Below are 25,576 nucleotides of genomic sequence, written 5' to 3' on the forward strand. Positions count from 1 at the left end.
AGGCAAAACCGCGCGCCAACAGAACCCGCATTCAAAGGGATCGCTCGCCTTCGCCGCATGGGTCATCGCTCGTCTTGGCGGCTGGACCGGTTACTATGACAAACCCGGCCCAAAAACCATGCGCCGGGGCCTCGACGACTTCCAGCGCATCAAATACGGCTCGACCCTGAGACTCCAAAATGTGTGAATCGGAGAGCCGCTTGCGGGGAGAGGTCGCCGCGCGCTTGCGCGGCGGGTGAGGGGGTACAGGTACGTCCACTTGCGTCACGTGTGGATATGGCCCCTCACCCCAACCCTCTCCCGGTAAGAACGGGGAGAGGGAGAATTGAACCGTTGCTACGCCGCGCCGATCAGGATGCCGACCGCGAGCACGATCGCGCCGCCGAGCACGATCTGGAATACCGCCTGCAGGAATGGCGTGTCCATGTAGCGCGCGCGGATGAAGGCGATCGCCCACAATTCGAAGAACACCACGATGCCGGCAATCGCGGTCGCGATCCAGAATGCGTTCGGCCAGGCATCGGGCACCAGATAGGGAATGGTGTGGCCGAGCCCGCCGAGCGTCGTCATCAATCCGCAGGTCAGGCCGCGCAACCAGGGCGAGCCGCGCCCGGTCAGCGAGCCGTCGTCGGACAGCGCTTCGGCAAAGCCCATGCTGATGCCGGCGCCGATCGAGGCGGCAAGCCCGACCAGGAAGGTTTGCCAGTTGTGATGCGTGGCGAAGGCGGCGGCGAACAGCGGCGCCAGGGTCGAGACCGAGCCGTCCATCAATCCGGCGAGACCCGGCTGTACATACTGCAGCACGAACATCCGCCGCCGCGTGCGGTCTTCCTCGGCGCGCACATCCGGCTTGAGGATCTCGCCGGTCAGCTTCACCGCGAGTTTTTCGTGGCCCTTCTCCTCCTCGGCGAGGTCGCCGAGCAGCCGTCGCACGCCGACATCCTCGGCCTTCTCGGCCGCTTTGGCATAGAAGCGCTCGGCATCCAGCTCCATGGTCTCGACTTCCTTGCGGATGGTGTCGAGCGGCAGGTTCTTGGTGAGCCAGATCGGGCGGCGGCGCAGGAAGCCTTTGACGTCCTCGCGCCGGATCGGCGGCAGATGCGCCCCGAAGCGCTGCTCGTAGGTTTCGAGCAGCCGGTGGCGATGGCCGCGCTCCTCCTCGGCCATCTCCTCGAAAATCTTGGCGGTGTCGGGATAGCGCTCGGCGAGATCCTCCGCGAACGTCATGTAGATGCGGCTGTCCTCCTCCTCGGAGGCGATCGCGACCGCCAGCACCTCGCGCTCGGTCAGATCGGCAAAGTTCTTCACGGCAACGCCTTGTTCACGGAGTTTAGAATTAGAATAGTTCTAAACTATAGGGTTGCGCTGGCGCCGGGTCAAATCCGGATCGGCCCGGATTCGCTGCCGCAGCGCCGGCAAGCCGCGCGGGTTGAGCGAGGAAAACGCCTGAGATCAACGGGATGCAACGCGACGGCCGAACGAGCGTCTAGCGCTGCGCGCCGGCCTCTCGCAGGAATGTGAGCAGCAGCCGGCTCACCTCATCGGGCTGTTCCTGCTGCACCCAATGGCCGGCGCCGTCGACCAGATGGCAGCCGATCATGTTGGTGCAGGCTTTCGTCTGCATCGCCTCGAACACGCCGGGCCGCTGGTAGGTGCCCCAATCCTGCTTGCCGGAAATGAAGGCGGACGGCTGGTCGATCGTGCGGCCGCTCCAGGTCTGCAGTTCCGGGACGAACGCCCCCGAGGTGCCGCAGCGATACCATTGCAGCCCGCCCTGGAATCCGGTGCGCTGATATTCGGCGCTGTAATAAGCGAGCTCGCTATCCGGCAGCCATGTGTTGGCAGTGATCGCCTCGCGCGACGGCATCTCCTCGGCGACGGTGGCGGCCATGTCCTTGGCGAAATCCATCACGTAATAGGTCGGCAGTTTTGCCAGTTCGCCTGCCGACCAGGATTGCAGCGGATGCGGCTTGTTGTCTTTCCAGTCCGCGCTTTTGTGGTGGTAATAGGCACGCAGGAAGTCGTGCACGCCCTGCGGCGCGCGATGCATGTCGTCATTGGCCGGACGCGTCGAATAGTACCATTGGTAATGCTTGCGCGGCCGCGGCAGCGCGGCGAGCTCGCGATGCACGGGGTCGTCGGCCGCGGGCTTCGCCGGCGCGCTCGCGGTGTTGAACGGCAGCGACGGCGGCCCCGAAAACGGCGCGCTCATCATCACCACCGCGCGGAACACGTCGGGCCGGATCAGCGCGCACCACGCCGCGACCGACGAGCCGAAATCATGCCCGATCACCGCATCGACATGCTTGTAGCCGAACGCTGCGACCAGCCCGAGCGCATCGCGCACCAGATTGGGCAGGCGGAACGACGCGAGATCGCCGTCATACTCCGCGCTCCAGCCGGTGGTGCGGCCATAGCCGCGCTGGTCCGGCGCGATGACGTGATACCCGGCAGCGGCGAGCTTCGGCATCACCTTGCGCCAGGAGAACGCCAGCTCCGGAAAGCCGTGCAGCAGCAACAGGCAGGGTCGGCCGGATGTTTCAAAGCCCGCTTCCAGCACATGCATGCGCAGGCCGTTGATCCCGTCGACATAACGCGAGCGGATGGTGGAGGGCAGCGGGACGTCGGGGAGGGCTTCCATCGTGCAGATCACCTGTTGGGCATCGCCGCAGAACCAGCGCATTTCACTGTATGCTGACGGTCATTATTGAACGATAGCAATTTTGCCCAGGGGATGCATACCGCATGCGCCACGCGAGGATTGCAGAGCTGCCCGGCTGGATGTCGCGTCTCGGCGTGGTGATCGTGGCGGCAAGTCTGGTGCTGATATCGGCGGTGCGTGCCGCCGACATCAGGCAGCTCACCGAGAAACTGCCGCGCGCCTATGTCGGCGAATTCCTGTGGGACGGCGACAACGCGGTGCAGAACGTCGTCATTACCTTCGACAAAGTGCAGGCCCTGAACGAGCAGAACGCGGAAGCGCGCGGCTGCGGTTCATATGAGGTCGGTCGCCACGTGACCAAGATCGGCGTGCAGATGTTCGTCCGGCTGTCCGATCTCGAGGTCGAGATCTTCGAACGCTCGCCCGATGGCAACGGGGCGTTCGAAATCGACGGCAGTCATCGCGGCAAGCTGTCGGAAGATTTTCAGCAGATCGATGCGCAATGGACCACCACGGCATCGGGCAAGCACGGCCAGCTGCATTTGCGTGCCGTGGCATCGGTCGCGTGCGCACCGGCGGAGGATTTGTAGGTTTGCAAAAGATTCGCGACATGACGAAGCGTAGCGTGTCTCTGTCTTAACTCTCCCCTGAAAGGGGCGGGTCGACGCGAATGAAATGAGCGGCGGGGAGGGGGCGGGTCTCTCCACTCGAAAGGTATTCGTGGAGAGACCTGACCCCTCCCCGTTTCGCATTTCGCTTCGCTGCATGCGAACCGACCCTCCCCCTCCAGGGGAGGGTGAAGCTCGGTCACGCTTTCGCCGGAGCCTTCGGCCAGTATCTGTCGCGCAGATGCCGCTTCACCAGCTTCCCGGTCGGCGTGCGCGGCAACTCCTGCTCGAAGTCGATGCTCTTCGGGCATTTGATCGGCGACAGATGCTGGCGGCAGAACGCGATCAGCTCGGCTTCGAGCTCCTTGCCGGCCCTGGTGATGTCGTGCGGCTGCACCACGGCCTTGACCTCTTCGCCCATCTCCTCGTTCGGCACGCCGAACACCGCGACGTCGGACACCGCGGGATGCGTGATCAGCACATCCTCGGTCTCCTGCGGATAGATGTTCACGCCGCCGGAGATGATCATGTAGCTCTTGCGGTCGGTCAGATAGAGGAAGCCCTCTTCGTCGAGGTAGCCGACATCGCCGAGCGTCGACCAGCCCTTGGCGTTGTAGGCCTTCTTCGTCTTCTCCGGATCGTTGTGATAGGAGAACGCCGGCGCGTCGGCGAAATAGACCTGGCCGATCTGGCCGGTCGGCGCCTCCTCGTCGTTCTCGTCGAGGATCTTGACCTTGCCGACCACGGCGCGGCCGACCGTGCCGCGGTGGGTGAGCCATTGCTGCGAGGTCGAGACCGTGACGCCATTGCCTTCCGAGCCGGCGTAATACTCGATCAGGATCGGTCCCCACCATTCGATCATCTTGGCCTTGACGTCGACCGGGCAGGGCGCCGCGGCGTGGATCGCGCCTTTCAGCGACGAGACCTTGTAGCGTGTGCGCACTTCGTCGGGCAGCTTCAGCATGCGCACGAACATGGTCGGCACCAGCTGCGACTGCGTCACCTTGTGCTTCTCGACCTGCTTCAAAAATTCCTCGGCGTCGAAATGCTCCATGATGACGGAGGTGCCGCCGAGCACGGTGGCCATCATGTTGAAGCGTAGCGGGGCGGCGTGATAGAGCGGCGCCGGCGACAAATAGATGCTGTCCGCATTCATGCCGCACATGTCTGCGGTGAGAATCCGCAGGAACGGGTTCGGCACGTCGATCCGGTTGCCTTCGAACTGCTTCTTGATGCCCTTGGGCCGGCCGGTGGTGCCGGAGGAATACAGCATGTCATAGCCGGCGACCTCGTCGGCGACCGGCGTGGCCGGCCGCGCGCCGGCCTCCTTGTCGTAGGAGCGGAAGCCCGGTGCGGGCTCGTCCATCATGTAGAACAGCGGCTCGCCTGCCTCGCCCTTGATCAGGCCCTTCACCTTGTCGGCGCATTGCGGCGTGGTGATGAAAACCTTCGCGCCGCAGTCCTTGATGATGTAGGCGATCTCTTCTTCCGTCAGATAGCGGCTGATCGCCGTGTAATAGAGACCCGAGCGCTGCGCTGCCCAGCAGATCTCCATGAATGCGAGCCGGTTTTCCATCAGCAGCGCGATGTGGTCGCCGGCCTTCAGGCCGAGCGAGCGGAACAGATTCGCGCCCTGGTTCGAAAGCTCGTCGAGCTCGCGATAGGTGATGGCCTTGCCGCTGCCCGCCATCTGGTAGGCGATCTTGTTCGGATGGGTGCGCGCGTGGATCGACGGATGGGTCATTGTGTTTCCTCGGAGCATCAATAGTGGTCGTCCCCGCGAACGCGGGGACCCATAACCACCAATTTTTCTTGTTGGACTGAGTTGTGGCCCCAGCCGCGCCTAACCACAAACGGCTGTGGTTATGGGTCCCGGCCTACGCCGGGACGACATCATTGTTGTGGCCGCTGATGCGGACTTTTCTTACAGCCGCTCGACAATCGTCACATTCGCCATGCCGCCGCCTTCGCACATGGTCTGCAGGCCGTAGCGCTTGTTGCGCTGCTTGAGGGCATGCAGCAGCGTCGTCATCAGCTTGGTGCCGCTGCCGCCGAGCGGATGGCCGAGCGCGATCGCGCCGCCGTTGACGTTGAGCCGGGCCGGATCGGCGCCGGTGGTCTTCAGCCAAGCGGTCGGCACCGAGGCGAAGGCCTCGTTGACCTCGAAGAGATCAATGTCGTCGATCTTCATGCCGGCCTTCTGCAGCGCGCGCTGGGTCGCCGGCAACGGCGCTTCCAGCATGATCACAGGGTCGCCGCCCATCATGGTGAGGTGATGGATGCGCGCCATCGGCTTGACGCCGAGCGCCTTCAGGCCCTTCTCGTTGACGACCATGACGCCGGAGGCGCCGTCGCAGATCTGGCTGGCGCTCGCCGCGGTCAGCTTGCCGTTCTCGGCGATCAGCTTGACGCCCTTGATGCCGTCGAGGCTGGCGTCGAAGCGGATGCCTTCGTCGATGTGATGGGTGTCGGTCGAGCCGTCGGCGCGGGTGATCTTGACCGGCACGATCTCGTCCTTGAAGTGGCCGGCCTGCGTTGCCGCGATCGCGCGCTGATGGCTGTTATAGGAGTATTCGTCGAGTTCATCCTTCGACAGACCGTACTTCTCGGCCATCATCTCCGCGCCGGTGAACTGGCTGAACACGATGTTGGGATATTTCGCCTCGATGCCCGGGCTCTTGTAGTGGCCGAAGCCGTTCTTGGCGGGCAGCGAGGAGGCGAGGCCCATCGGCACGCGGGTCATCGATTCCACGCCGGCGGCGATCACGCAGTCCATCGTGCCAGACATTACCGCCTGCGCCGCGAAGTGCAGCGCCTGCTGTGAGGAACCGCACTGGCGGTCGATCGAGGTCGCCGGCACGCTCTCCGGCAGCTTCGAGGCCATCACCGCGTTGCGCGCGATGTTGGTGGACTGCTCGCCGGTCTGCATCACGCAGCCCATGATCACGTCCTCGACCTGCGCGGGGTCGGCGCCGGTGCGCTCGACCAGCGCATCGAGCACGGTCGCGGCCAGATCGGCCGGATGCCAGCCGGCGAGACGCCCTCCCTTGCGGCCGCCCGCGGTGCGAGCGGCGGCGACGATATATGCCTCGGCCATGTCTGATCTCCCTGATGTTTCCGGATTGGGCGGTCTGAAAGTTGGGCCGGATTTAAGGGGTGGCTCAGCATTTAGTCAATCAATCAATTAACTCTTGAGTGCGGCCCCGCCATGGGCTTATGTGCGGCCTCGATTTACCGTCGACCCCCTGACACAGAGCGGGACCAGAGCGCAGTTGAATACCAGCGTACCGACGAAACTTCCGGCCGGCAAAAATGCCACCGCCGACAAGCTATTGGTCGCAGCCAGCGAGCTGATGATCGAGCGCGCCTCCATCGAGGTCTCGCTGTCCGACATCGCGCAGAAGTCGGGCGTCAACGCCGCGCTGGTGAAATATCATTTCGGCAACAAGGACGGGCTGTTGCTGGCGCTGCTGGCGCGCGACGCCGCCACCGAGATATCGCAGCTCGAATATCTCATCAGCCAGCCGATCACGCCGTCCGCGAAACTGCGGCTGCATATCGGCGGCATCATCCGCGCCTATCACCAGTTCCCCTATATGAACCGGCTGATCCATTATCTCCTGCACGAAAGCTCGCCAGCCGCCGCCAACGAGGTGTCGAAATTCTTCGTCGCGCCGCTGTTGGATTTTCACCGCCGGCTGCTCGCAGAAGGGATCAAGGCCGGCGAATTCCGCAAGATCGATCCGGTGCTATTCTACACCAGCCTGATCGGCGCCTGCGATCATCTGTTCTTCGGCCGCCACGCGATGTCGCGCGCGGTCGGCGTCGGTCCTGTCACCGACGAGGTCTGCCGCGAATACATCAAGCATATGGAAGCCTTGATCTTCGGCGGCGTGCTCAATCCCGATAAGGAAACGGCAGTGGTTGCCGCCGGATAACAAAGTTCGAGTCTAGAGAAGAAACGCCCAAGGAAAGGTTGTATCCATGCAGTTGAAAGACGTTGCCGTTCTCATCACCGGCGGTGGCTCCGGCCTTGGTGCCGCAACCGCGCGCGCCATGGCCGCCAAGGGTGCCAAGATCGGCGTGATCGACCAGAACAAGGAAAACGCCGAGAAGGTCGCCGCCGAGGTGAAGGGCGTCGCGCTGCATGCCGACGTCACCGACGAGGACGCGATCAAGGCTGCGATCGCCAAGGCCGAGGCCGCGCACGGCATCGCGCGCGTGCTGATGAACTGCGCCGGCATCGGCGGTTCGCAGCGCATCGTCGGCAAGGACGGCGTCTATCCGCTGGCAAAGTTCGTCCGCATCATCAACGTCAATTTGATCGGCACCTTCAACGTGCTGCGCCTGTTCGCCGAGCGGCTGGCGACCGAAGCCCCGATCGGCGAGGAGCGCGGCGTCGCGATCAACACCGCGTCGGTCGCGGCCTATGAAGGCCAGATCGGCCAGATCGCCTATTCCGCCTCGAAGGGCGGCGTCGTCGGCCTCACGCTGCCGGCCGCGCGCGACCTCGCCAGCCTGAAGATCCGCGTCAACACCATCGCGCCGGGCCTGTTCCTGACGCCGCTGTTGATGGGTCTGAACGAGGAAGCGCGCAAGAGTCTCGGCGCCCAGGTGCCGCATCCGGCCCGCCTCGGCGATGCCTCGGAATACGGCAATCTCGCGGTCCACATCGTCGAGAACCCGATGCTCAACGGCGAAACCATCCGCCTCGACGGCGCCATCCGCATGGCCCCGCGGTAACGCTGGCTCTGCCGTACTTCCCTTCTCCCCTTGTGGGAGAAGGTGGCGCGGACGCAGTCCGCGACGGATGAGGGGTTCTCTCCGCGGAGACAGACCCCTCACCCAATCGAATGCAAGGCTAACAGCGAACATGCCCTCTCCCACAAGGGGAGAGGGCACAGTTATCGACACCGCATCCGCAAATGCAGGAGTAACGCGTGTCTCAGCCGCTGCTGATCGAACATCACGACGGGGTCGATTGGGTCACGCTCAATCGCCCCGAGAGCCTCAACGCACTCGACCCTTCGCTGATCGACGCGCTCAACGTCTATTTCCAGGGCCTGCAGCGCAATCGCGACACCCGCGTCGTGGTGCTGAAGGGCGCCGGTGCGAATTTCTGCGCCGGGCTCGATCTCAAGCACGCGATGGCGCGCCGTGGTGGACAGACCGAGCCGCCCGGCGTCACGGAGTCGCTGGACTCGCAGCGGCGCATCGCCGACATCGTGATGCTGATGCGGCGCGCTCCGCAGCCGATCATCGCGCTGGTGCAGGGCGCGGCCGCCGGCGGCGGCTTCGCGCTGGCGCTTGCCGCCGACATCCGCATCGCGGCGAAGAACGCGCGGATGAACTGCGCCTTCATCAAGCTCGGTCTCGGCGGCTGCGATATCGGCACCAGCTATTTCCTGCCGCGCCTCGTCGGCGTGTCGGTTGCTTCCGAATTGATCCTCACCGGGCGCTTCATCCATGCCGACCGCGCGCTTGCGGTCGGCCTGGTGTCCGAGGTGGTCGAGGCCACCGATCTTGATGCGGCGGCCAATCCCTATGTCGAGGCAATGATGACGGCCTCGCCGGTCGGTCTCCGCCTCTCGAAGGAATGCATCAACATGAGCGTCGATGCCGGCTCGATCGAGGCCGTGATCGCGATGGAGGATCGCAATCAGGTGCTGTGCAGCCGCTCGGAAGATTTCCAGGAAGGCATCAGGGCCTTTCTCGAGAAACGAAAGCCTGTCTATATCAGGCGCTGAGAACAGATCCTCAAAAGGACAAGAATTCCGGGAGACGCAAAATGGATGGAGACGCGGCGATGCTGACGAAACCTGCCTTTCGCAAGGTGGATTGGCTCGCACGTGACATCGCGGTCGAGCGGCGCGGTGACGGCACCGTCGTCCTGAAGTCGCGGATTCCGCTCCAGGCCTACGAGACGCATATTCCGGCCTATCTCGCCAAATGGGCGGCGCAGGCGCCGGAGAGGATCTGGCTCGCGCAACGCGGTGGTCCCGACCGGCAATGGCGCAAGGTGTCCTATGGTGAAGCCAAGCGCACCGTCGATGCGCTGACGCAAGGCCTGCTCGATCTTGGCGTTGGCGACGGCCGGCCCGTCGCGATCCTCTCGGGCAATTCGATCGAGCACGCGCTGATGACGCAGGCCGCGATGCAGGCGCGGCTGCCGGCCGCGCCGGTGTCGCCGGCCTATTCGCTGATGAGCCAGGATCATCTCAAGCTCAAATATCTGTTCAACCTGATCAAGCCTGCCGTCGTGATGGTGCAGGACGGCCCGACCTTCGAGAAGGCGCTGAAGGCGATCGATCTCACCGGCATCACGGTGGTCCACGTCCTGCGTCCCTGCGAGGGGATCAAGAGCGCGGCCTTTGCCGACCTTGCGGCAACGCCGGTGACGGCTGCGGTCGGTGAGTCCATCGCGAAGATCACGCCCAGGACCGTCGGCAAGCTGCTGTTCACCTCGGGCTCGACCGGCATGCCCAAGGCCGTCATCAACACCCAGGAGATGATGTGCGCCAACGCGGCGATGATGATGCAGGTGCGCCCGCGTGAAACGGAGGGACCGATCCCGACTGTGCTCGACTGGATGCCGTGGAATCACACCATGGGCGGCAACGCCGCGTTCAATCCGGTGCTGGTCGACGGCGGCACGCTCTATATCGACGACGGCCGGCCGATGCCGGGCCAGCTCGAGGAGACCATCAGGAACCTGCGCGAGGTGTCGCCGACCTATTACGCCAACGTGCCGGCCGGCTACGCGGCGCTCGCCGCCGCGATGGAGAAGGACGAGGCGCTGTGCGCGAGCTTCTTCAAGAACCTCTCGATCATGGCCTATGGCGGCGCCCGGCTGCCCGACGATCTCTATGACCGGATGCAGGCGCTGGCGGTGAAGACCACGGGCGAGCGCATCGTGTTCTACACCGGCTGGGGCTCGACTGAGACCGCACCGACCTCGACCGGCACCTATTGGGACACCGAGCGCGTCGGCCTGATCGGCCTGCCGTTCCCCGGTGTCGAGCTGAAGATGGTGCCGTGCGGCTCGAAATACGAATTGCGGCTGCGCGGCGTCAACGTCACGCCCGGCTATTTCGGCCAGCCGGACCTCACGGCGAAGATGTTCGACGAGGAAGGCTTCTACTGCATCGGCGATGCCGGCGTGTTCGTGAACCCCGAAGACCCGCTGCAGGGCATCATCTTTGCCGGCCGGGTGGTCGAAGATTTCAAGCTGACCACCGGCACGTTCGTGCATGTCGGCTCGTTGCGCACCGATGCGATCGCGGCCGCGACGCCGGTCGTACATGACGCGCTGGTTGCGGGGCAGGACCGCGAGTTCATCGGCCTGCTGTGCTGGCCGAACCTGCACGCCTGCCGTCAACTCGTCGGCAATGCCGACGCGAGCTATGAGGACGTGATCAGGCATCCCGAGGTGATCGCTTGTCTCAAGCGGGGTTTGCAGGCGCACAACGCGTCCACCACCGGCAGCAGCATGCGCATCGCGCGTGCGATGCTGATGGTCGAGCCGCCATCGATCGACGGCAACGAGCTCACCGACAAGGGCTACATCAACCAGCGCGCCGGCCTCGAACGCCGTGCCGCGCTGGTCGAGAAGCTGTATGCCGGCAAGCCCGGCGACGACGTGATCATCTTGAACTGATCCTACGAAAGCAAACGCGTCATTCCGGGGCACACGAAGCGTGAACCCGGAATCCAGAGGTTCCTTACGTCGAGATTCCGGGTTCGATGCTGCGCATCGCCCCGGAATGACAGCAAGAAAAAGGTAAGCGCCATGAATTTCGATTTCTCCGACGAACAGAAGCAGATGCGCGACGAGGCGCGGAAGTTCCTCAGCGAACAGTGCCCGCCGAAGGCCGTGCGCGAGGTGCTCGACGGCAAGGCGCCTTACGACAAGGCGCTGTGGAAGGGCCTCGCCGAGATGGGCTTCCTCGGCGTCGCGATCCCGGAACAGTTCGGCGGCGCGGGCGCCGGCCATCTCGAGCTCTGCGTGATCGCGGAGGAAATGGGCCGCGCGCTGGCGCCGGTGCCGTTCTCCTCCACCGTCTATCTCGCCGCCGAAGCGATCCTGATCGCAGGCAGTGACGCGCAGAAGCAGAAGTGGTTGCCGAAGATCGCCGCCGGCGAAGCCATCGGCACGCTGGCGCTGTTCGAGGGCAAGGGCAACCCGTCGCCGAAGTCGATCAAGGTGACGGCCAATGGCGGCGTGCTCAACGGCGTCAAGAAGCCGGTTCCGGATGGCGCGATCGCCGATTTCGCCGTTGTCGCCGCGCGCACCGGCTCGAGCGGACGCGAGTCCGATATTTCCTTGTTCATCGTCGATCTCAAGGCCGGCGGCGTCGAAATCAAGTCGCTCACCAACATCGACCTGACCCGCGGCCAGGCCGAGTTTACCTTCAAGGATGCAAAGGCCGAGCCGCTCGGCGCTGCCGGCGAGGGCTGGAGCGTCATCACCCAGGTGCTCGATCGCGCGGCCGTATTGACCGCGTTCGAGCAGGTCGGCGGCGCCGACCGCGCGCTGGAGATGGGCCGCGACTATGCGCTCGACCGTATCGCGTTCGGCCGTCCGATCGGCTCGTTCCAGGCGGTCAAGCACATGCTGGCCGATATGTATGTGTCGGCGACCTTGGCGCGCTCGAATTGCTACTACGGCGCCTGGGCGCTCTCGACCAATGCCGGCGAATTGCCGGAAGCCGCCGCCGCCGCACGCATCAGCGCGACGCAGGCGTTCCAGCATTGCGCCAAGAACAATATCCAGGTCCATGGCGGCATGGGCTTCACTTGGGAGTTCGACTGCCACATGTACTATCGCCGCGCCAATGCGGTGGCGCTCGGTCTCGGCAGCCTGTCCTATTGGGAAGACGCGCTGATCGATCGCATGCGCAAGAAGAACGCGGCGTAAACGTTGGTGATTTGTAGGATGGGTAGAGCGCAGCGAAACCCATCATGACGCGGGTGGTCCGACAGATGGGTTTCGCTTCGCTCTACCCATCCTACGACGCCGGCGAAGGATGACAGACCATGAATTTCGATGACACCCCGCAGGAGGCCACATTCCGCGCCGAGGCGAAAGCCTGGATCGCGGCCAATGCGCCCAAGCAATACGAGGACGAGCTGCGCAAGGCCTCGCTCGGCCGTGTTGCGCTCAAGGGCGCCAATATCCTCGAGGTCGCGAAGGCCTGGCAGAAGAAGAAAGCCGACGCCGGCTGGGCCTGCCTGCACTGGCCGAAGGAGTATGGCGGCCGCGGCTCATCGCCGATCGAGCGCGTGATCTGGCAGCAGGAGGAGGGCCCGTTCGGCCGCCTTAGCTCGATGTTCATCATCGGCCACGGCATGTGCGGCCCGACCATGATGGCGTTCGCCGGCGAGGAGCAGAAGCGCAAATATCTGCCGCCGCTTGCCTCCGGCGAGAAGATCTGGTGCCAGCTGTTCTCCGAGCCGGCCGGCGGCTCCGACGTCGCCGGCCTGCGCACCCGCGCCGAGAAGCACGGCGACGAATGGGTGATCAACGGCCAGAAGATCTGGACCTCGGGCGCGCATTATTCCGACTACGGCATCTTGCTCACCCGCACCGACCCGACCGTGCCCAAGCACAAGGGCCTCACCATGTTCTTCCTGGACATGAAGAGCCCGGGCGTCGAGGTCAGGCCGATCAAGCAGGCGAGCGGCGCCTCCGACTTCAACGAGGTCTATTTCACCGACGTGCGCATTCCGGACTCGCAGCGGCTCGGCAATGTCAATGACGGCTGGAACGTGTCGCTGACCACGCTGATGAACGAGCGGATGTCGATCGGCGCCGGCGTCGCCACCGGCTTCCCCGAGTTGTTCGACTATTGCAGCAGCCTGATGCTGGAGGACGGCCCCGCGATCGAGAATCGCGCGGTGCGCTCCAAACTTGCGAACTGGGCGGTGAAGGCGAGCGGGCTGAAATACACCAGCATGCGCGCGATCTCGGCGCTGTCGAAGGGCGAGCGTCCGGGACCGGAGAACTCGATCGGCAAGCTGGTCGCCGGCTCGATGATCCAGGACGTCGCGACCTACGCGCTCGATCTGCAGGGCGCGGCCGGCGCGCTGAACGGGATCGAGGATGCCGAGGTCGCCGGCAAATTCCAGGCGATGCTGCTGCGCGCGCCGGGCACCCGCGTCGAGGGCGGCACCGACGAGATCATGCGCAACATCATCGCCGAACGCGTGCTGGGTCTGCCCGGCGACATCAGGGTCGACAAGGACGTTCCCTTCAACCAGATCCCGACCAAGGGAAGAGCTTAACCGTCGTTCCGGGGTGGCGCGAAGCGGCAAACCCGGAACCTCGAGCGACATAACCTCCAGATTCCGGGTTCGCGCTGCGCGCGCCCCGGAATGACAAAGAAAAGGAGCCGCCATGAATTTCGATGACACGCCGCAGGAAGCCGAATTCCGCGCCATCGCCCGCAACTGGATCGCGGCCAACGCGCCGAAGGAGTTCGAAGAGGAGCTCTCGAAGTCGTCGCTCGGCCGCATCAGGCTCGCCAAGCACGACATGGTCGAGGTCGGCAAGGCCTGGCAGAAGAAGAAGGCAGAGGGCGGCTGGGCCTGCCTGCACTGGCCGAAGGAATATGGCGGCCGCGGCGCCACCCCGATCGAGCGCGTGATCTGGCAGCAGGAAGAGGGCGTCTACGGCAAATTGACCCAGCCGTTCCAGATCGGCGAGGGCATGTGCGGCCCGACCGTGATGGCGTGGGGCAGCGAAGACGCAAAACGCCGCTATCTGCCCAAGCTCGCCTCCGGCGAGGAGATCTGGTGTCAGCTGTTCTCCGAGCCGTCGGCCGGCTCCGACGTCGCGGGGCTGCGCACCCGCGCCGAGAAGAAGGGCGACAATTGGGTCGTCAACGGCCAGAAGATCTGGACCTCAGGCGCGCACTACTCCGACTACGGCCTGTTGATCGCGCGCACCGATCCGAATGTGCCGAAGCACAAGGGCCTCACCATGTTCTTCCTCGACATGAAGAGCCCCGGCGTCGAGGTGCGGCCGATCAAGCAGGCCAACGGCATGCAGGAGTTCAACGAGGTCTATTTCACCGACGTCGTGATCCCGGACAGCCAGCGGCTCGGTGCCGTCGGCGAGGGCTGGAGCGTGTCGCTGACCACGCTGATGAACGAGCGCATGTCGATCGGCGCGCGGCTCGCCACCGGCGTGCCCGAGATGTTCGAGTTCTGCTCCAATTTGATGCTGGAGGACGGTCTTGCGATCGACGATCCGGCGGTGCGCTCCAGGCTTGCGAGCTGGGCGGTGAAGGCGAGCGGGCTGAAATACACCAGCTACCGCGCCATCTCGGCGCTGTCGAAGGGCGAGCGACCGGGCCCGGAAAACTCAATCGGCAAGCTCGTCTCCGGCCTGATGCTGCAGGACATCGCGACCTATGCGATGGACCTGGAAGGCGCGGCAGGCAGCCTCACCGGCACCGACGAGGAGCAGGCCAACGGCCAGTTCCAGCAGATGCTGCTGTCGTCGCCCTCGATGCGCATCGCCGGCGGTACCGACGAGATCCTGCGCAACATCATCGCCGAGCGCGTGCTGGGCCTGCCCGGCGACATCCGCGTCGACAAGGACGTGCCCTACAACAAGATCCCGACCAAGGGCCGGGGTGGTTAGTCGTCATTCCGGGTTCACGCTTCGCGTGCCCCGGAATGACGAAAAAGGAGGATACATCATGGACGCGAAGACACCGAACCCGCATTACGCGACCGAGGACCGCATCGGCGCGCTCGAGGAATTGCTCAACGAGCGCTACTCGGTGCGCGCGTTCCAGCCGCGCGAAGTGCCGCGCGAGGTCATCGAGCACATTCTGTCGACCGCGCAGCGCACCGCATCCTGGTGCAACAGCCAGCCCTGGCAGGTGCTGATCGTCTCCGGCGAGGCCAAGGAGCGGTTTCGCAAGGCGATCTATGCCGAGGCCTCGCGCGGCCTCGCCGAGGACTACGACTTCACGCCGCCGCGCGAATATGTCGGGGTCTACCTGGAGCGCCGCCGCGAAAGCGGTTTCCAGCTCTACAACACGCTCGGCATCGCGCGCGGCGACAAGCCGGCCTACGCAAAACAGGCGCTGGAGAACTACAATTTCTTCGGTGCGCCGCACATTGCCGTGATCCACACCAATGAGCCGCTCGGCATCTATGGTGCGATCGACTGCGGCGGCTATGTCTCGAACTTCATGCTGGCGGCGCAGGCGCTCGGGCTCGGCACCATCCCGCAGGCGGCGATCGCGCGCCATTCCGGGCTGATCCGTCGTCATTTCAACCTGGCCGACGATCGCCGGGTTGTCTGCGGTATCTCGTTCGGCTATGCCGATCATGCGCACAAGGTGAACAGCTACCGCACGTCGCGTGCGACCGTGGAAGACACTGTCACATTCGTCGATGTATAATTTCCTCAAGGCGGGAAGGTCGGTTCACCCCCCCGCCGAGGACAAGAAAAGCTACAAAGAAACGACAAGAACAAAAATGGCGAATAATGCCTCCCTGACGCCGGCTGAGATCAGCTGGCAGCTGCACCGTCTGCCTGCACTCGAGCGCGACGCGTTCATCGCCGCGCATTATCTGGGACAGGGCGTTGCCTGGAAGACCCGCTTCTTCGACGCGATCGACTGGGGCGCGGGCTCGGTGCTGCAATTCAGCTTCCTGCAGCGCGGCTGGCATCGCCATTCGCGGCTCGACAATCCGATCTATGCCTATATCGACATCGACCAACATCCGGAAACCCGCGGCCTGCGTCGCGGCCGGCGGATCGATCTTGAGGGCACGATCAAGGGCGTCGACTTCGTGACCGGGATTACGCTGACGCTGGACCGGTTCGAGATCCTGCCGGTCAATTTTTTCGACCGCTTCGTGATCAGCTCCGACAGCCGCTACTGACCAGGGCATGATGGAGCAGGTGTCAGCGGCATCGGAACCCCGTCCCCTCTCCCGCTTGCGGGGGAGGGCTAGGGTGGGGGCTCTATCCGCGAGTCGTATCGGGGAAAGAGCCCCCACCCGGATCGCATCTGTCGATGCGATCCGACCTCCCCCGCAAGCGGGAGAGGTGCAGCGACCGTGCCGCGCTATTCAGTCCAATCTCATTGCGTCTTAACGTCCCGCCACCGCGCGGCGTGGCGGCGCTTCGGCATAGCGCGCGGCCATCGCGCCCGTCAGCTCGGCCATCTTCTCGCGCAACTCTAACGGCGCGACCACTTCGGCCTCGGCGCCGAGCCGCAGCAATTCGGTCGCCGCATGCCACACCGTCTTGCCGACCGGCATGGTGGCGAGCCGCCAGCCGTCGGCGTCGGTGGCATCAGTGAGCCGCATCCGCGCCTTCACGTATGGGTGCGCAAGCGCGTCGAACAGTTTCAGCCCGAGCGGCGACAGCCGCACCGTGGCCTCGTTCGGATGCAGCTCGGCCTCCAGCTGCTCGATCGAGGCGCCCCAATAGGCGGCGAGGTCGAACTCCGCGGGCCGCGCGAACGGCGTCTCCAGCGTCGTGCAGTCCAGCACGCGTGCGACGCGATAGGTGCGCACATTGCCGTCGACGAGGCCGGCGAGGTACCAGCTGCCGCCCTTCAGCACGAGGCCGAGCGGCGCCACGCGCCGCCGCTTCTCGGCCTTCCAGCTCTGGTAGCGGATCTCGAGCATGGTCTCGCGCAGCACGGCGCCGGCGATGGCGCGCAGGTGCTTCGGCTCCTCGGTCTCGCCGAACCAGCCGGGCGCGTCGAGATGGAAGCGCTGCTGCATCCCTCTCGCGTTGGGCCGCAGGTTCTCCGGCAGCGCCGCCATCAGCTTGGTCTGCGCCGCCACCATCGCGGCATCGAGGCCAAGCGCGGCGGCGGGCCCCGGGAGACCGGCCATGAACAGCGCCTCGGCCTCGCCCTGCGACAGGCCGTTGAGCCGGACGCGATAGCCGTCGAGCAGCCGATAGCCGCCCTCGGCACCGCGGTCGGCATAGACGGGAACGCCGGCGGCAGCGAGCGCGTCGATGTCGCGGTAGATCGTGCGCACCGAAACCTCGCAGGCCTCCGCAAGCTCAGGCGCGGTGACCTGCCCCCGCGCCTGCAGGGTGGTGAGGATGGAAAACAACCGGCTCGCGCGCATGGCCGGATCATACCTGACACAAGATGTCAGGTATAGGCGGACATAAGGAGGCCATGCCCCCGACGGCGCAGGAGACCCGCCATGACCACCACCACCGACCGCGTCACGCTGTATTATTCGCCGCAGAGCCGCGCCACCGGCACCCGCGTGCTGCTGGAGGAACTCGGCGCGCCCTATGACCTGCACGTCCTCAACATGAAGGCCGGCGAGCAGCGCAAGGACGCCTATCTCGCCATTAATCCGCTCGGCAAGGTGCCGGCGATCCGCCACGGCGACGCGCTGGTCACCGAGCAGGTCGCAATCTTCATCTATCTCGCCGATCTGTTTCCGCAGGCCGGCCTGACGCCGGCGCTGAACGATCCGCGCCGCGGCCCGTATCTGCGCTGGATCGCCTATTACGGCGCATCGTTCGAGCCGGCCGTGATCGACCATTTCATGAAGCGCGAGCCCGCGCCGATCACGCAGTCGCCCTATGCCGATTACGACACCATGCTGGGCGCGCTGGAATCGCAGCTGGCAAAGGGGCCCTATCTGCTCGGCGAAGAGATCACGGCGGCTGACATCCTCTGGGGCATCGCGCTCAGCTGGACCATGATGTTCGGCATCGTGCCGAAAAGGGACGTGTTTGTTCGCTATACCGAGAGCATCGCCGCGCGCCCGGCTTTCCAGCGGATATCGAAGGCCGATGACGAGATGGCGGCGCAGCATGCAGCAGTCGCCGGAGTGTGATACGGATCGGGCCGATGGCGAAAGTCCTGCACAGCACCAACTGCTTCAACACCCTGATCCACGTCGCGGAGGACTGCCCGGCGCAGCGCGGCGAGGAGCCGCAGCTTCGCGGCGGCCAGCCGACGGTCGCCGTGCTGCAATACCGGATGATCGCGGGCGCGCCCTACAAGTACACCTCTGACGATGTGGTTTTCGCGACGTCGGCGGCCGGCCGTGCGCTCGATGCGAGAGCGGCGAAGAAGGCGCGCAGCCTCGCCCGCGAGACGTTCTTCTCGCGCGGCCAGGCCTGCATGCGCGCCTCGCCGCTCGGCAAGCGTTTCGGCTGGGGTGTCCATGCCGACGCCGAGGGCCGCATCGCGCTCTACGCCGTCGACAGCAAGCGCTACCAGGCACTCGCCGCGGATCCCGACATCGCGCAGGTCCGCGCGATGCGGAGCAAGCGGGCGTGAGGGGAGGCTGATACGGCCGTCATTGCGAGGAGCGATAGCGACGAAGCAATCCATGCCACCGCGTTCGCGCTGAAATGGATTGCTTCGCTTCGCTCGCAATGACGTCTCAAAGGCTGAGCGCACCATTAGACCCGTCATCCCCGCGCAAAGGCTTCGCCTTTGTCGCTGGAGGTGCGAGCGGAGCGAGCCTCGAAGGATGAATCGGCCACCAGCCGGGCCGTCGACCCTTCGAGACGCCGCTACGCGGCTCCTCAGGGTGACGGGATAAAGGAGCCGGGACGCCTACCTAAAACCGCGGCGCCCGCTTCTCGGCGAAGGCCTTGATGCCTTCCTTGATCTCGTCGCCGCGCATGCTGTCGCGGTGGCGGGCGTCGGCGGCGGCTTCATCCAGTGCGCCGCGGGCGAATTCGTTGATTGCGCGCTTCATGCCGGCCATCGCCTTTGGCGCGTTGCCCGCCAAAATCGTCGCGAGCTTGTCGACCTCCTCGTCGAGCAGGTCGAGCGATACAATCGCGGTAAGGTAGCCGATCCGCAGCATCTCGGGCGCCGATATCTTCTGCGCGGTCAGGAACAGCATCCTGGCGTTGTCGACGCCGAGCCGGGTAACGTAGCGCTGGATGCCGCTCTTGTAATAGTGCAGCCCGAGCCGCGCCGCCGGCATGAACATCTCGGCGGTATCGACGCCGATGCGGAAGTCGCAGGCGAGCGCGAGGTCGGTCGAGCCGCCATAGACCCCGCCATTGAGCCGGCAGATCGTCGGCACGCTGAGATCCTCGAGCCGGTTGACCACGACCTCGAACGCCGAGCCCGCGCTCTGCTGCTCGCTGGCGCTCACCGCGCGCTCGGCGACGGAGTTGAGGTCGTAGCCGGCGGAGAACGCGCGGCCGGTTCCGGTCAGCACCAGCACGCGGATCGCGGGATCGGCCTCGATCCGGTCGAACAATGTCAGCAGCTCGCCGAGATCCTCGGCCTGCAGGCGGTTGAGGTGCTTCGGCCGGTTGAGGCGGATCGTTGCGCGCGCGCCCGCGATTTCGAGCACGGGTCCGCTGGCGGTGTCGGCCGCGTCAGCCATCTTGGTCTCCATCATTATTGATTCTCACGTTCGCGCCGCTTGGCCTCGGCGTCGATGGTCTCGGCGAGATCGGGATGCCTTGCCATCAACAGGCGGAAATCGACCAGGTCAAGCACCAACAGCCTGGTTACCTTGCTGGTCGAGACGCTGGCGCCGCGCTTGGCGTTGCCGAGCAATGCCATCTCGCCGAAGAACTCGCCTTCGCCAAGCTTCACCTTGCGCCCGGGCAGGTCGACCTCGACCTCGCCGGCGGCGACGAAATACATGCAGTCGCCATTGGTGTCCTTGCGGATGATCATGGTGCGGGGCGGCAGGTCCATGGTCCGCAGCATTTGGGTGACGTCGGCGATCGCGGCCGGGCCGAGATGCGCGAAGAACGGCACCTTGCTGACGGTCTCCCAGGTTCTCAAGAAATTGTCGCGGCGGGTTTCGGCGGCAAAGCCGGTCGCCAGGATACCGGTCCACAGCCCGAACACACCGAGGCCCGAGATCATCACCATAGCGGCGACCACGCGGCCGAGCGGGGTGATCGGCACCACGTCGCCATAGCCGGTCGTGGTCAGCGTCACCACCGCCCACCACAGCGCCGCCGGCACGCTGCCGAAGGTCTGCGGCTGGACGTCCCGCTCCAGGAAATATTCCGCGACGGAGGCCAGGAACACCACCATCAGGAAGATCACGAGCACGCTGAGCAGCGGCCCGGATTCCACCACCAGCACGCGCCGGAGCTGGCGCAGGCCGGGAATGCCCGGCACCACCTTGAGCACCCAGAGCACGCCGAGCAGCCAGGCGGTTTTCGGCTCGACGCCGGACAGCAAGGCCAGCGGCACGGCCAGCGCGCCGATCGCGTCGACCACGCCGGCGCTGGACAGCGCGTAGAACCAGAATTTGCCCTGCCGGCCCATGTGGCGCAGCCGCACCAGCCATTCGAATACGAAATAGGCAAGGCAGGCCCACAGCAGCGCATCGACCCAGAGCGGCGCCGCGTCATGGGCCGGCGCGACCGTCAGCAGCGTCATCATGGCGACACCGGCCGCGACCGCGACATAGGCCGCCGTGGTCATGTTGCGGCCGGCGGTGGCGGAAACGAAGCGCGTCAAGGCCGGAAGGACGAGCCGCTTGGACATCGGAACGGAGCTTGCCTGTCGATGAACTGCTAGAATTGAGGCCCTGCGAACGCCAGAGCCGATATCTCAACGTGCCTCTCCCGGTTGAGGCCGTCAACGCGCGGGCCGTGGCGGGATGCTCGCGGTGAAAGACCCATCAGTTGGACGAAAGGCCTAACCATGTTGGCCCGATTTTGCGCCCGCGAATGTGAGAAATCGGACAAAACGTCGCTTTTTCCCCGTATATCAGGGATGCTGGTCGCCGATGCGACCTTGGCCGGAATGAAGCGACTAATAAGGCGATCTTATTCACTTCTTGAGAAATTGGTTGGTTTCCGATGGATACCTCACATCTCGCGGAGCACGCAGGCGCCGCCGGCAGTTTCTTCGCATCGATCTTCGTGGTTGCCACGCTGTCGATGCGGACCATGATCCCGTTGCGCGTCTTCGCCATCCTGACCAACATCATCCTGATCGCGACCGCCGTCCCGACCCACAATTACGCGACGCTGATCCTGCATGCCGTGCTGCTGCCGGTGAACACCTATCGGCTGCACCAGATGCTGCAACTGGTCCGCAACGTGAAGAAATCGGTCAACAGCGATCTGTCGATGGAATGGCTGAAGCCGTTCACGACGGAACGCAAATGCACCGCGGGCGAAGTCCTGTTCTACAAGGACGAGAAGGCCGACAGCATGTTCTACATTGTCAGTGGCCGCTTCCGCCTGGTCGAATCCGGCATCGAGCTGCCGGTCGGCGCCCTAGTCGGCGAGTTCGGCATGCTGTCGCCGTCGAACACGCGAACCCAGACGCTGGAGTGCGTCGAGACCGGCATGGTGCTGTCGGTGACCTATGACCAGGTCGAGCAGCTCTACGTCCAGAACCCGGCGTTCGGCTTCTACTTCCTGCGCCTCGCCAGCGCCCGCCTGTTCCAGAATATCTCGACGCTCGAGCAGCAGCTCGCGCAGCACGCCACCCCACAGGTCGCGGAGCCCAAACCTGCATGAGCCCCGTGACGAGTTCTGGAGGCGCCGCAGTGGCGGATGACGACGGTCTCCTGGCCTCGCTCCGTTACCTCTTTGCCGATATCATCGGCGATGAGGACGAGGGGCCGCCGGTGCTGCCCGACGCCTGCCCGGACCATCTCGGGCCGGCCGTCACCAAGGCCATCGATCTGTTGATCGCCTATCAGAGCACGAGCTACGCCCAGCTCTATATCGACCGGCTCAAGCGCTTCGTCGGCCGCCGCGGCGTCGACGACGCCTTGCTTGCCGAGATCGCCCGCCTGATGGCGGAGCGCATGGCCTATGAGGACGCGATCCGCATCGCGCAGCTCAAGCTTGGCGAAGTCAATGCGGTGGGCGGCCTTGCGGCGCGCTCGGCCGACGACGTCAAGAAGTTTCGCCTTGACGAGTTGATCGACGCCCTGCCGGCGGTGGTCGCCGATCCGGTGCTCGGCGTGCTGGATCAGTTCGGCTGGCGGCGTCGCCGGGTCTCGATCCGCTTCAGCGCCAACAACCGCTTCAGCGTTCGCCGGCTCAGGATCGAGGCGGGCCTGAAGCGCTGGCGGCTGTTCTCGGGACGCTATGCCAGGGAGCGCGTCTGGGTCGAGCGCTGGCTGCACATGATCGACCGCAGCCTGACCAAGCAGCCGGGCGCCGCTCCCGCGGTCGTGCAGACCGCGACCATGATCCAGGGTTACGGCGATCCCTACCGCCAGGGCATCGCGGACTGGCACGTGATCATCGACGGGCTCGCCAAGCCGACCTTCGACGGCGTGCTCGTGCTCCCCGACCTTGCCGGCGCCATTGCGGAAGCGCGCGCAGCCACCATGCCCGATCCGCGGCAGGCAGCGCTGAAGCGCAAGATCGCGGAGATCCGCGCCCGGGCGCCGGCGGTGTCGTAAGAACCTTCGCCGTCATTGCGAGCGAAGCGAAGCAATCCAGTTCCCCGCTTGCGGCGCTGTGGATTGCTTCGCTTCGCTCGCAATGACGCGGGAATCTGCCGAAGCCATCTACCGCTTCATGTGCGGTGGCTCGTCGTAGCCGCGGCGGCTGGAATAGAACAACAGGCCCATCAGGCCGATGCAGACCGCGGCCAGAAGCGCAATGCAGATCGTGAACACCACGATGCCATAGGTCGGCACCGGAGCGTCCACAGTCAGACCTTCATAGGCGTAGGCGCCGACGGCGGCCAAAAAGGCCAGCAGGCCGATGCTGATTGCAATGCGCATGCGTAGCTGCCTTTGCTGAGGGCCGAGGGCAACAGGGCACTTGCGCCGGTTTTCACGCCGCGGCGGTAGCCTTGGCCAGCGCCTGCCGTCCGGCTTCGGTCAGCTCGGAAAGCGTCGTCCTGCCGCTCTTGGCGCATTTGATGATGTATCTGGCAACGCGGCGGCGGGTGTCATGTTCCTCGCCGTGAGCTGCGTCTGCGCAAACGCGATCAAGCGCAGCGTTCATGGCGAAGAGCGTGCGTGAGTCAAACCGTTCCTCGATCATCGCAGCTCTCCTTTGCGACTCGCGGCTACTTGCGGAACGTCAGCCATTCGCTGACTTCCATCACAGTCTCGGTCTGTCTGGCCTTCTTCATCAGCATTTCGCGTTCCCGTCCTGGCGGCAGCTTGCGTGCCGCAATGCGCGAATCTTCGGCGAATTTCTGCAAGCGGTTTTCGAACGATCCGGGAGGCCGCGATCTGTTGCGCTTCTTCTTGATCATGCCGTCTCCGAGCTGGAACCAGCAATACTAGGCTTGTTCCCAGGAGGCCGTCGTTAACCCATGACATCGGTCGAATTGAAAAAAACGCGCGCCGGAAATTGCGATCCAAGATCGCGACCTGGGATCGCGAAGATCGCAGGAACGATCTTCGGTGCTCTGCGTAACACCCGTGCGTTCGCTGCTTTGCTCCCCGAAAGGCGGTGGACCACTCCGGTGACGGGCCTCGGCGAATTCGATCGTCGGGGCCCGCATTTCTTCAGGCAAGGCAGCCAAGGCAACAAGAAGGACATAAGCAGTGGCACATTCCAATCAGGGTATCGTGAAAGACAACAAGGGGCAGGAGCAGCCGGCCGACAAGCAGCGCGCGCAGACCGCGCATAAGACCGACCCGCGAAAGTCGAATGCGCGCGAAGCGACGCGTAATCCGAAATTGAACGATGCCGACAAGACGCCGGGGTCCGACATGACATCCGACGACCGCGGCGATCCTCCAACGGGCTGAACGGCGTTTCGCTCTGCAGCAATCGCGGCAATGCGGCAGGAACGATGACCCGGGCCGACCGTTGGCGTCGAGGGATCAAATGGAGAATTGACATGGCGATGGACGAGAAGGAGGTCGGAAACCTGATCGGCAGCGACAAGGTCGAGGGCACCGCGGTCTATGGCTCCGATGAGCGCAAGATCGGCTCGATCGAACGGGTGATGATCGACAAGAAGAGCGGGCGGGTGTCTTACGCCGTGCTCGGCTTCGGCGGCATTCTCGGTCTCGGCAACGACCATTATCCGCTGCCCTGGCAGTCGCTCAAATACGACACGAGGCTGGGCGGCTATGTCACCGGCGTCACCGAGAGCCAGCTGCGCGGCGCGCCGAAATACGGCAGCGAGCGCGAGTGGAATTGGTCCGATATCGGCACCACGCGCGCGGTGAACGACTACTACGGCGTGCCGTTCGTCTGAACGTCCCTTAGACGTCCCCCGAGCCGGGGACCCGTGTTTTACCGGTGGTACCCACCGGGCGCTGAGCTGTGCGTGACGCTCGGGGATATAACCGTCGCATTCCTGGGGCGTGTGTACACTAGTGAACATACGTCAAGAGCTGTGCAAGGTAACATACGTAATTGAAGTCGGTCCTGCAGTTGCCCGATTAAACATGCGGGAGACCAATCGTTGGCGTCGCTAGTCCGGAAATTGGAGCAGTTTGTACGGCTGTCGCCGGTAGACCAGGTCCTTCTCAATCGCGCGTCCACCGAGCGCGTCCGCCATTTTGGTCCGCGGGTCGACATCGTCCGCGAGGGCGAGAAGCCGAAGGACGTCCATCTGATCCTGTCCGGCTGGGCCTATCGCTACAAGCAGCTCGAGGACGGCCGGCGTCAGATCGTGGCTTTCTTCCTTCCCGGCGACATTTGCGATGTGAACGTCTTCATCCTGCGCGAGATGGATCATTCGATCGGTACCGTCACCGCAGTGTCGATCGCCGACCTCTCTCGCGAATTCTTCGACAAGGTCGCGGCCGGACATCCGCGCATCGTGACCGCATTCTGGTGGGAAACCCTGGTCAACGCGGCGATCCAGCGCGAATGGACCATGAGCCTCGGCCAGCGAACGGCGCTGGAGCGGATGGCCCATCTGCTGTGCGAGATCTGGCTCCGGCTGCGTGCTGCAGGCCTGACCCAGGGCGACAGCTGTGATTTCCCGCTGACCCAGGGCGATCTCGCCGATGCCACCGGGCTCTCCAAGGTTCACGTCAACCGAACGCTGCAGGAATTGCGCGCCGGCGGCCTCATCGTACTCAAGGGAAAGACCCTGGTCGTCCCCAACCTCGAGCGGCTGATGCAGGCCGGCCTGTTCAACCCGAACTACCTGCATATGGATCACGAGGGACGGCAGCTCGACGCCGCTGCGACGCCGACGGACGCGGCGGTCGGGTAGTAAGCGCTGCGCTCCGGTGCATGTCGAGAGCGTGCGGATGTATGGTTCACCGGCCGTTCAACATACGCGGTGTCGTCCTGGCGAAAGCCAGGACCCATTACCCCAAGTCTCAATTGTTGCGCGATGCTGGGGCCGCGATCCCGTTCATCAGCAAAAGCGGTGGTAATGGGTCCTGGCTTTCGCCAGGACGA

27 protein-coding genes and 1 pseudogene are annotated in these 25,576 nt (G+C 64.6%); 18 read left to right on the plus strand and 10 right to left on the minus strand.

The genetic code is table 11. The features are described 5' to 3' along the window. Positions 1 to 187: pseudogene (locus I6F38_RS14930) on the plus strand (transposase); the annotation flags it as partial. A gap of 149 nt (positions 188 to 336) precedes the next feature. On the opposite strand, the gene mbfA reads toward I6F38_RS14930, so the two are convergent. Next, complete coding sequence (mbfA, locus tag I6F38_RS14935) at positions 337 to 1,308, minus strand: iron exporter MbfA (RefSeq protein ID WP_225160875.1); 972 nt, start codon at positions 1,306 to 1,308, stop codon at positions 337 to 339. A 178-nt stretch (positions 1,309 to 1,486) separates the two neighbouring features. Continuing rightward, complete coding sequence (locus tag I6F38_RS14940; protein ID WP_225160959.1) at positions 1,487 to 2,641, minus strand: alpha/beta hydrolase; 1,155 nt, start codon at positions 2,639 to 2,641, stop codon at positions 1,487 to 1,489. A 104-nt stretch (positions 2,642 to 2,745) separates the two neighbouring features. On the opposite strand from I6F38_RS14940, the gene I6F38_RS14945 reads away from it, so the two are divergent. Continuing rightward, positions 2,746 to 3,252, plus strand: coding sequence for a hypothetical protein (locus I6F38_RS14945; RefSeq protein WP_225160876.1), 507 nt, complete (start codon positions 2,746 to 2,748; stop codon positions 3,250 to 3,252). A gap of 217 nt (positions 3,253 to 3,469) precedes the next feature. Here the strand turns inward: I6F38_RS14945 and I6F38_RS14950 are convergent, their stop codons facing one another. Continuing rightward, positions 3,470 to 5,014: an acyl-CoA synthetase gene (locus I6F38_RS14950; RefSeq protein WP_225160877.1), complete on the minus strand. Its 1,545-nt coding sequence runs from the start codon at positions 5,012 to 5,014 to the stop codon at positions 3,470 to 3,472. Positions 5,015 to 5,194: 180 nt separating this feature from the next. Continuing rightward, positions 5,195 to 6,367, minus strand: coding sequence for an acetyl-CoA C-acetyltransferase (locus I6F38_RS14955; protein ID WP_057016283.1), 1,173 nt, complete (start codon positions 6,365 to 6,367; stop codon positions 5,195 to 5,197). 175 nt (positions 6,368 to 6,542) lie between these two features. On the opposite strand from I6F38_RS14955, the gene I6F38_RS14960 reads away from it, so the two are divergent. The 9 genes from I6F38_RS14960 to I6F38_RS15000 all read left to right on the plus strand — a co-directional run bounded on the left by I6F38_RS14960 (position 6,543) and on the right by I6F38_RS15000 (position 16,176). Next, positions 6,543 to 7,208, plus strand: coding sequence for a TetR family transcriptional regulator (locus I6F38_RS14960; RefSeq protein WP_225160878.1), 666 nt, complete (start codon positions 6,543 to 6,545; stop codon positions 7,206 to 7,208). A gap of 46 nt (positions 7,209 to 7,254) precedes the next feature. Continuing rightward, entirely contained in the window at positions 7,255 to 8,013 is a 759-nt protein-coding gene (locus tag I6F38_RS14965) for an SDR family NAD(P)-dependent oxidoreductase (protein WP_016847447.1), read from the plus strand. Positions 8,014 to 8,210: 197 nt separating this feature from the next. Continuing rightward, positions 8,211 to 9,017, plus strand: coding sequence for an enoyl-CoA hydratase-related protein (locus tag I6F38_RS14970; RefSeq protein WP_076832872.1), 807 nt, complete (start codon positions 8,211 to 8,213; stop codon positions 9,015 to 9,017). Positions 9,018 to 9,058: 41 nt separating this feature from the next. Beyond that, the gene (locus I6F38_RS14975; protein ID WP_225160879.1) at positions 9,059 to 10,927 is read left to right on the plus strand and encodes an AMP-binding protein; all 1,869 of its coding nucleotides are present in this window, start codon (positions 9,059 to 9,061) and stop codon (positions 10,925 to 10,927) included. Between the two features lie 132 nt (positions 10,928 to 11,059). Beyond that, positions 11,060 to 12,187, plus strand: coding sequence for an acyl-CoA dehydrogenase family protein (locus I6F38_RS14980; protein ID WP_225160880.1), 1,128 nt, complete (start codon positions 11,060 to 11,062; stop codon positions 12,185 to 12,187). Positions 12,188 to 12,306: 119 nt separating this feature from the next. Next, the gene (locus I6F38_RS14985; protein WP_225160881.1) at positions 12,307 to 13,554 is read left to right on the plus strand and encodes an acyl-CoA dehydrogenase; all 1,248 of its coding nucleotides are present in this window, start codon (positions 12,307 to 12,309) and stop codon (positions 13,552 to 13,554) included. Between the two features lie 112 nt (positions 13,555 to 13,666). Continuing rightward, positions 13,667 to 14,917, plus strand: a complete 1,251-nt coding sequence (locus tag I6F38_RS14990; RefSeq protein WP_225160882.1) for an acyl-CoA dehydrogenase — start codon at positions 13,667 to 13,669, stop codon at positions 14,915 to 14,917. A 58-nt stretch (positions 14,918 to 14,975) separates the two neighbouring features. Then, positions 14,976 to 15,689, plus strand: a complete 714-nt coding sequence (locus I6F38_RS14995; protein ID WP_225160883.1) for a nitroreductase — start codon at positions 14,976 to 14,978, stop codon at positions 15,687 to 15,689. Between the two features lie 76 nt (positions 15,690 to 15,765). Further along, entirely contained in the window at positions 15,766 to 16,176 is a 411-nt protein-coding gene (locus tag I6F38_RS15000; protein WP_225160884.1) for a hypothetical protein, read from the plus strand. Between the two features lie 210 nt (positions 16,177 to 16,386). Here the strand turns inward: I6F38_RS15000 and I6F38_RS15010 are convergent, their stop codons facing one another. Beyond that, entirely contained in the window at positions 16,387 to 17,385 is a 999-nt protein-coding gene (locus I6F38_RS15010; RefSeq protein ID WP_225160885.1) for a YafY family protein, read from the minus strand. An 81-nt stretch (positions 17,386 to 17,466) separates the two neighbouring features. Between I6F38_RS15010 and I6F38_RS15015 the strand changes: the two genes are divergently transcribed. After that, positions 17,467 to 18,114: a glutathione S-transferase family protein gene (locus tag I6F38_RS15015; RefSeq protein WP_225160886.1), complete on the plus strand. Its 648-nt coding sequence runs from the start codon at positions 17,467 to 17,469 to the stop codon at positions 18,112 to 18,114. A 14-nt stretch (positions 18,115 to 18,128) separates the two neighbouring features. Continuing rightward, a complete protein-coding gene (locus I6F38_RS15020; protein ID WP_225160887.1) occupies positions 18,129 to 18,563 on the plus strand; it encodes a DUF6157 family protein in 435 nt (144 codons plus the stop codon). A 286-nt stretch (positions 18,564 to 18,849) separates the two neighbouring features. Here I6F38_RS15020 and I6F38_RS15025 read toward each other — a convergent pair whose 3' ends face one another. Then, positions 18,850 to 19,635: an enoyl-CoA hydratase/isomerase family protein gene (locus I6F38_RS15025; RefSeq protein ID WP_225160888.1), complete on the minus strand. Its 786-nt coding sequence runs from the start codon at positions 19,633 to 19,635 to the stop codon at positions 18,850 to 18,852. 14 nt (positions 19,636 to 19,649) lie between these two features. Beyond that, positions 19,650 to 20,762, minus strand: a complete 1,113-nt coding sequence (locus I6F38_RS15030) for a cyclic nucleotide-gated ion channel (protein ID WP_225160889.1) — start codon at positions 20,760 to 20,762, stop codon at positions 19,650 to 19,652. Between the two features lie 317 nt (positions 20,763 to 21,079). Between I6F38_RS15030 and I6F38_RS15035 the strand changes: the two genes are divergently transcribed. Then, the gene (locus I6F38_RS15035) at positions 21,080 to 21,748 is read left to right on the plus strand and encodes a Crp/Fnr family transcriptional regulator (RefSeq protein ID WP_016847460.1); all 669 of its coding nucleotides are present in this window, start codon (positions 21,080 to 21,082) and stop codon (positions 21,746 to 21,748) included. A gap of 29 nt (positions 21,749 to 21,777) precedes the next feature. Beyond that, positions 21,778 to 22,647 carry a DUF6537 domain-containing protein gene (locus tag I6F38_RS15040; protein WP_225160890.1) on the plus strand — a complete coding sequence of 290 codons (870 nt, stop codon included), beginning with the start codon at positions 21,778 to 21,780 and terminating at the stop codon, positions 22,645 to 22,647. A gap of 108 nt (positions 22,648 to 22,755) precedes the next feature. Here I6F38_RS15040 and I6F38_RS15045 read toward each other — a convergent pair whose 3' ends face one another. From I6F38_RS15045 to I6F38_RS15055, 3 genes are read right to left on the minus strand one after another with little or no spacing between them, the layout of a single operon-like run. Continuing rightward, positions 22,756 to 22,974 carry a hypothetical protein gene (locus I6F38_RS15045; RefSeq protein ID WP_225160891.1) on the minus strand — a complete coding sequence of 73 codons (219 nt, stop codon included), beginning with the start codon at positions 22,972 to 22,974 and terminating at the stop codon, positions 22,756 to 22,758. 52 nt (positions 22,975 to 23,026) lie between these two features. Beyond that, positions 23,027 to 23,239 carry a hypothetical protein gene (locus I6F38_RS15050; RefSeq protein WP_225160892.1) on the minus strand — a complete coding sequence of 71 codons (213 nt, stop codon included), beginning with the start codon at positions 23,237 to 23,239 and terminating at the stop codon, positions 23,027 to 23,029. A 25-nt stretch (positions 23,240 to 23,264) separates the two neighbouring features. Next, positions 23,265 to 23,456: a hypothetical protein gene (locus I6F38_RS15055; protein ID WP_016847464.1), complete on the minus strand. Its 192-nt coding sequence runs from the start codon at positions 23,454 to 23,456 to the stop codon at positions 23,265 to 23,267. A 295-nt stretch (positions 23,457 to 23,751) separates the two neighbouring features. Here I6F38_RS15055 and I6F38_RS15060 point away from each other — a divergent pair, with 295 nt between their 5' ends. From I6F38_RS15060 to I6F38_RS15070, 3 genes are all read left to right on the plus strand, one after another. Beyond that, positions 23,752 to 23,958, plus strand: coding sequence for a hypothetical protein (locus tag I6F38_RS15060; protein ID WP_225160893.1), 207 nt, complete (start codon positions 23,752 to 23,754; stop codon positions 23,956 to 23,958). 92 nt (positions 23,959 to 24,050) lie between these two features. Further along, the gene (locus I6F38_RS15065; protein ID WP_016847466.1) at positions 24,051 to 24,413 is read left to right on the plus strand and encodes a PRC-barrel domain-containing protein; all 363 of its coding nucleotides are present in this window, start codon (positions 24,051 to 24,053) and stop codon (positions 24,411 to 24,413) included. A 210-nt stretch (positions 24,414 to 24,623) separates the two neighbouring features. Beyond that, positions 24,624 to 25,385 (plus strand): Crp/Fnr family transcriptional regulator, encoded by a 762-nt coding sequence (locus tag I6F38_RS15070; RefSeq protein ID WP_225160894.1) that lies wholly within the window; start codon positions 24,624 to 24,626, stop codon positions 25,383 to 25,385. Positions 25,386 to 25,576: the final 191 nt, after the last annotated feature.

Origin of the sequence: Bradyrhizobium sp. BRP56 (assembly GCF_020194035.1) — a bacterium.
Lineage (GTDB): Bacteria > Pseudomonadota > Alphaproteobacteria > Rhizobiales > Xanthobacteraceae > Bradyrhizobium > Bradyrhizobium australafricanum.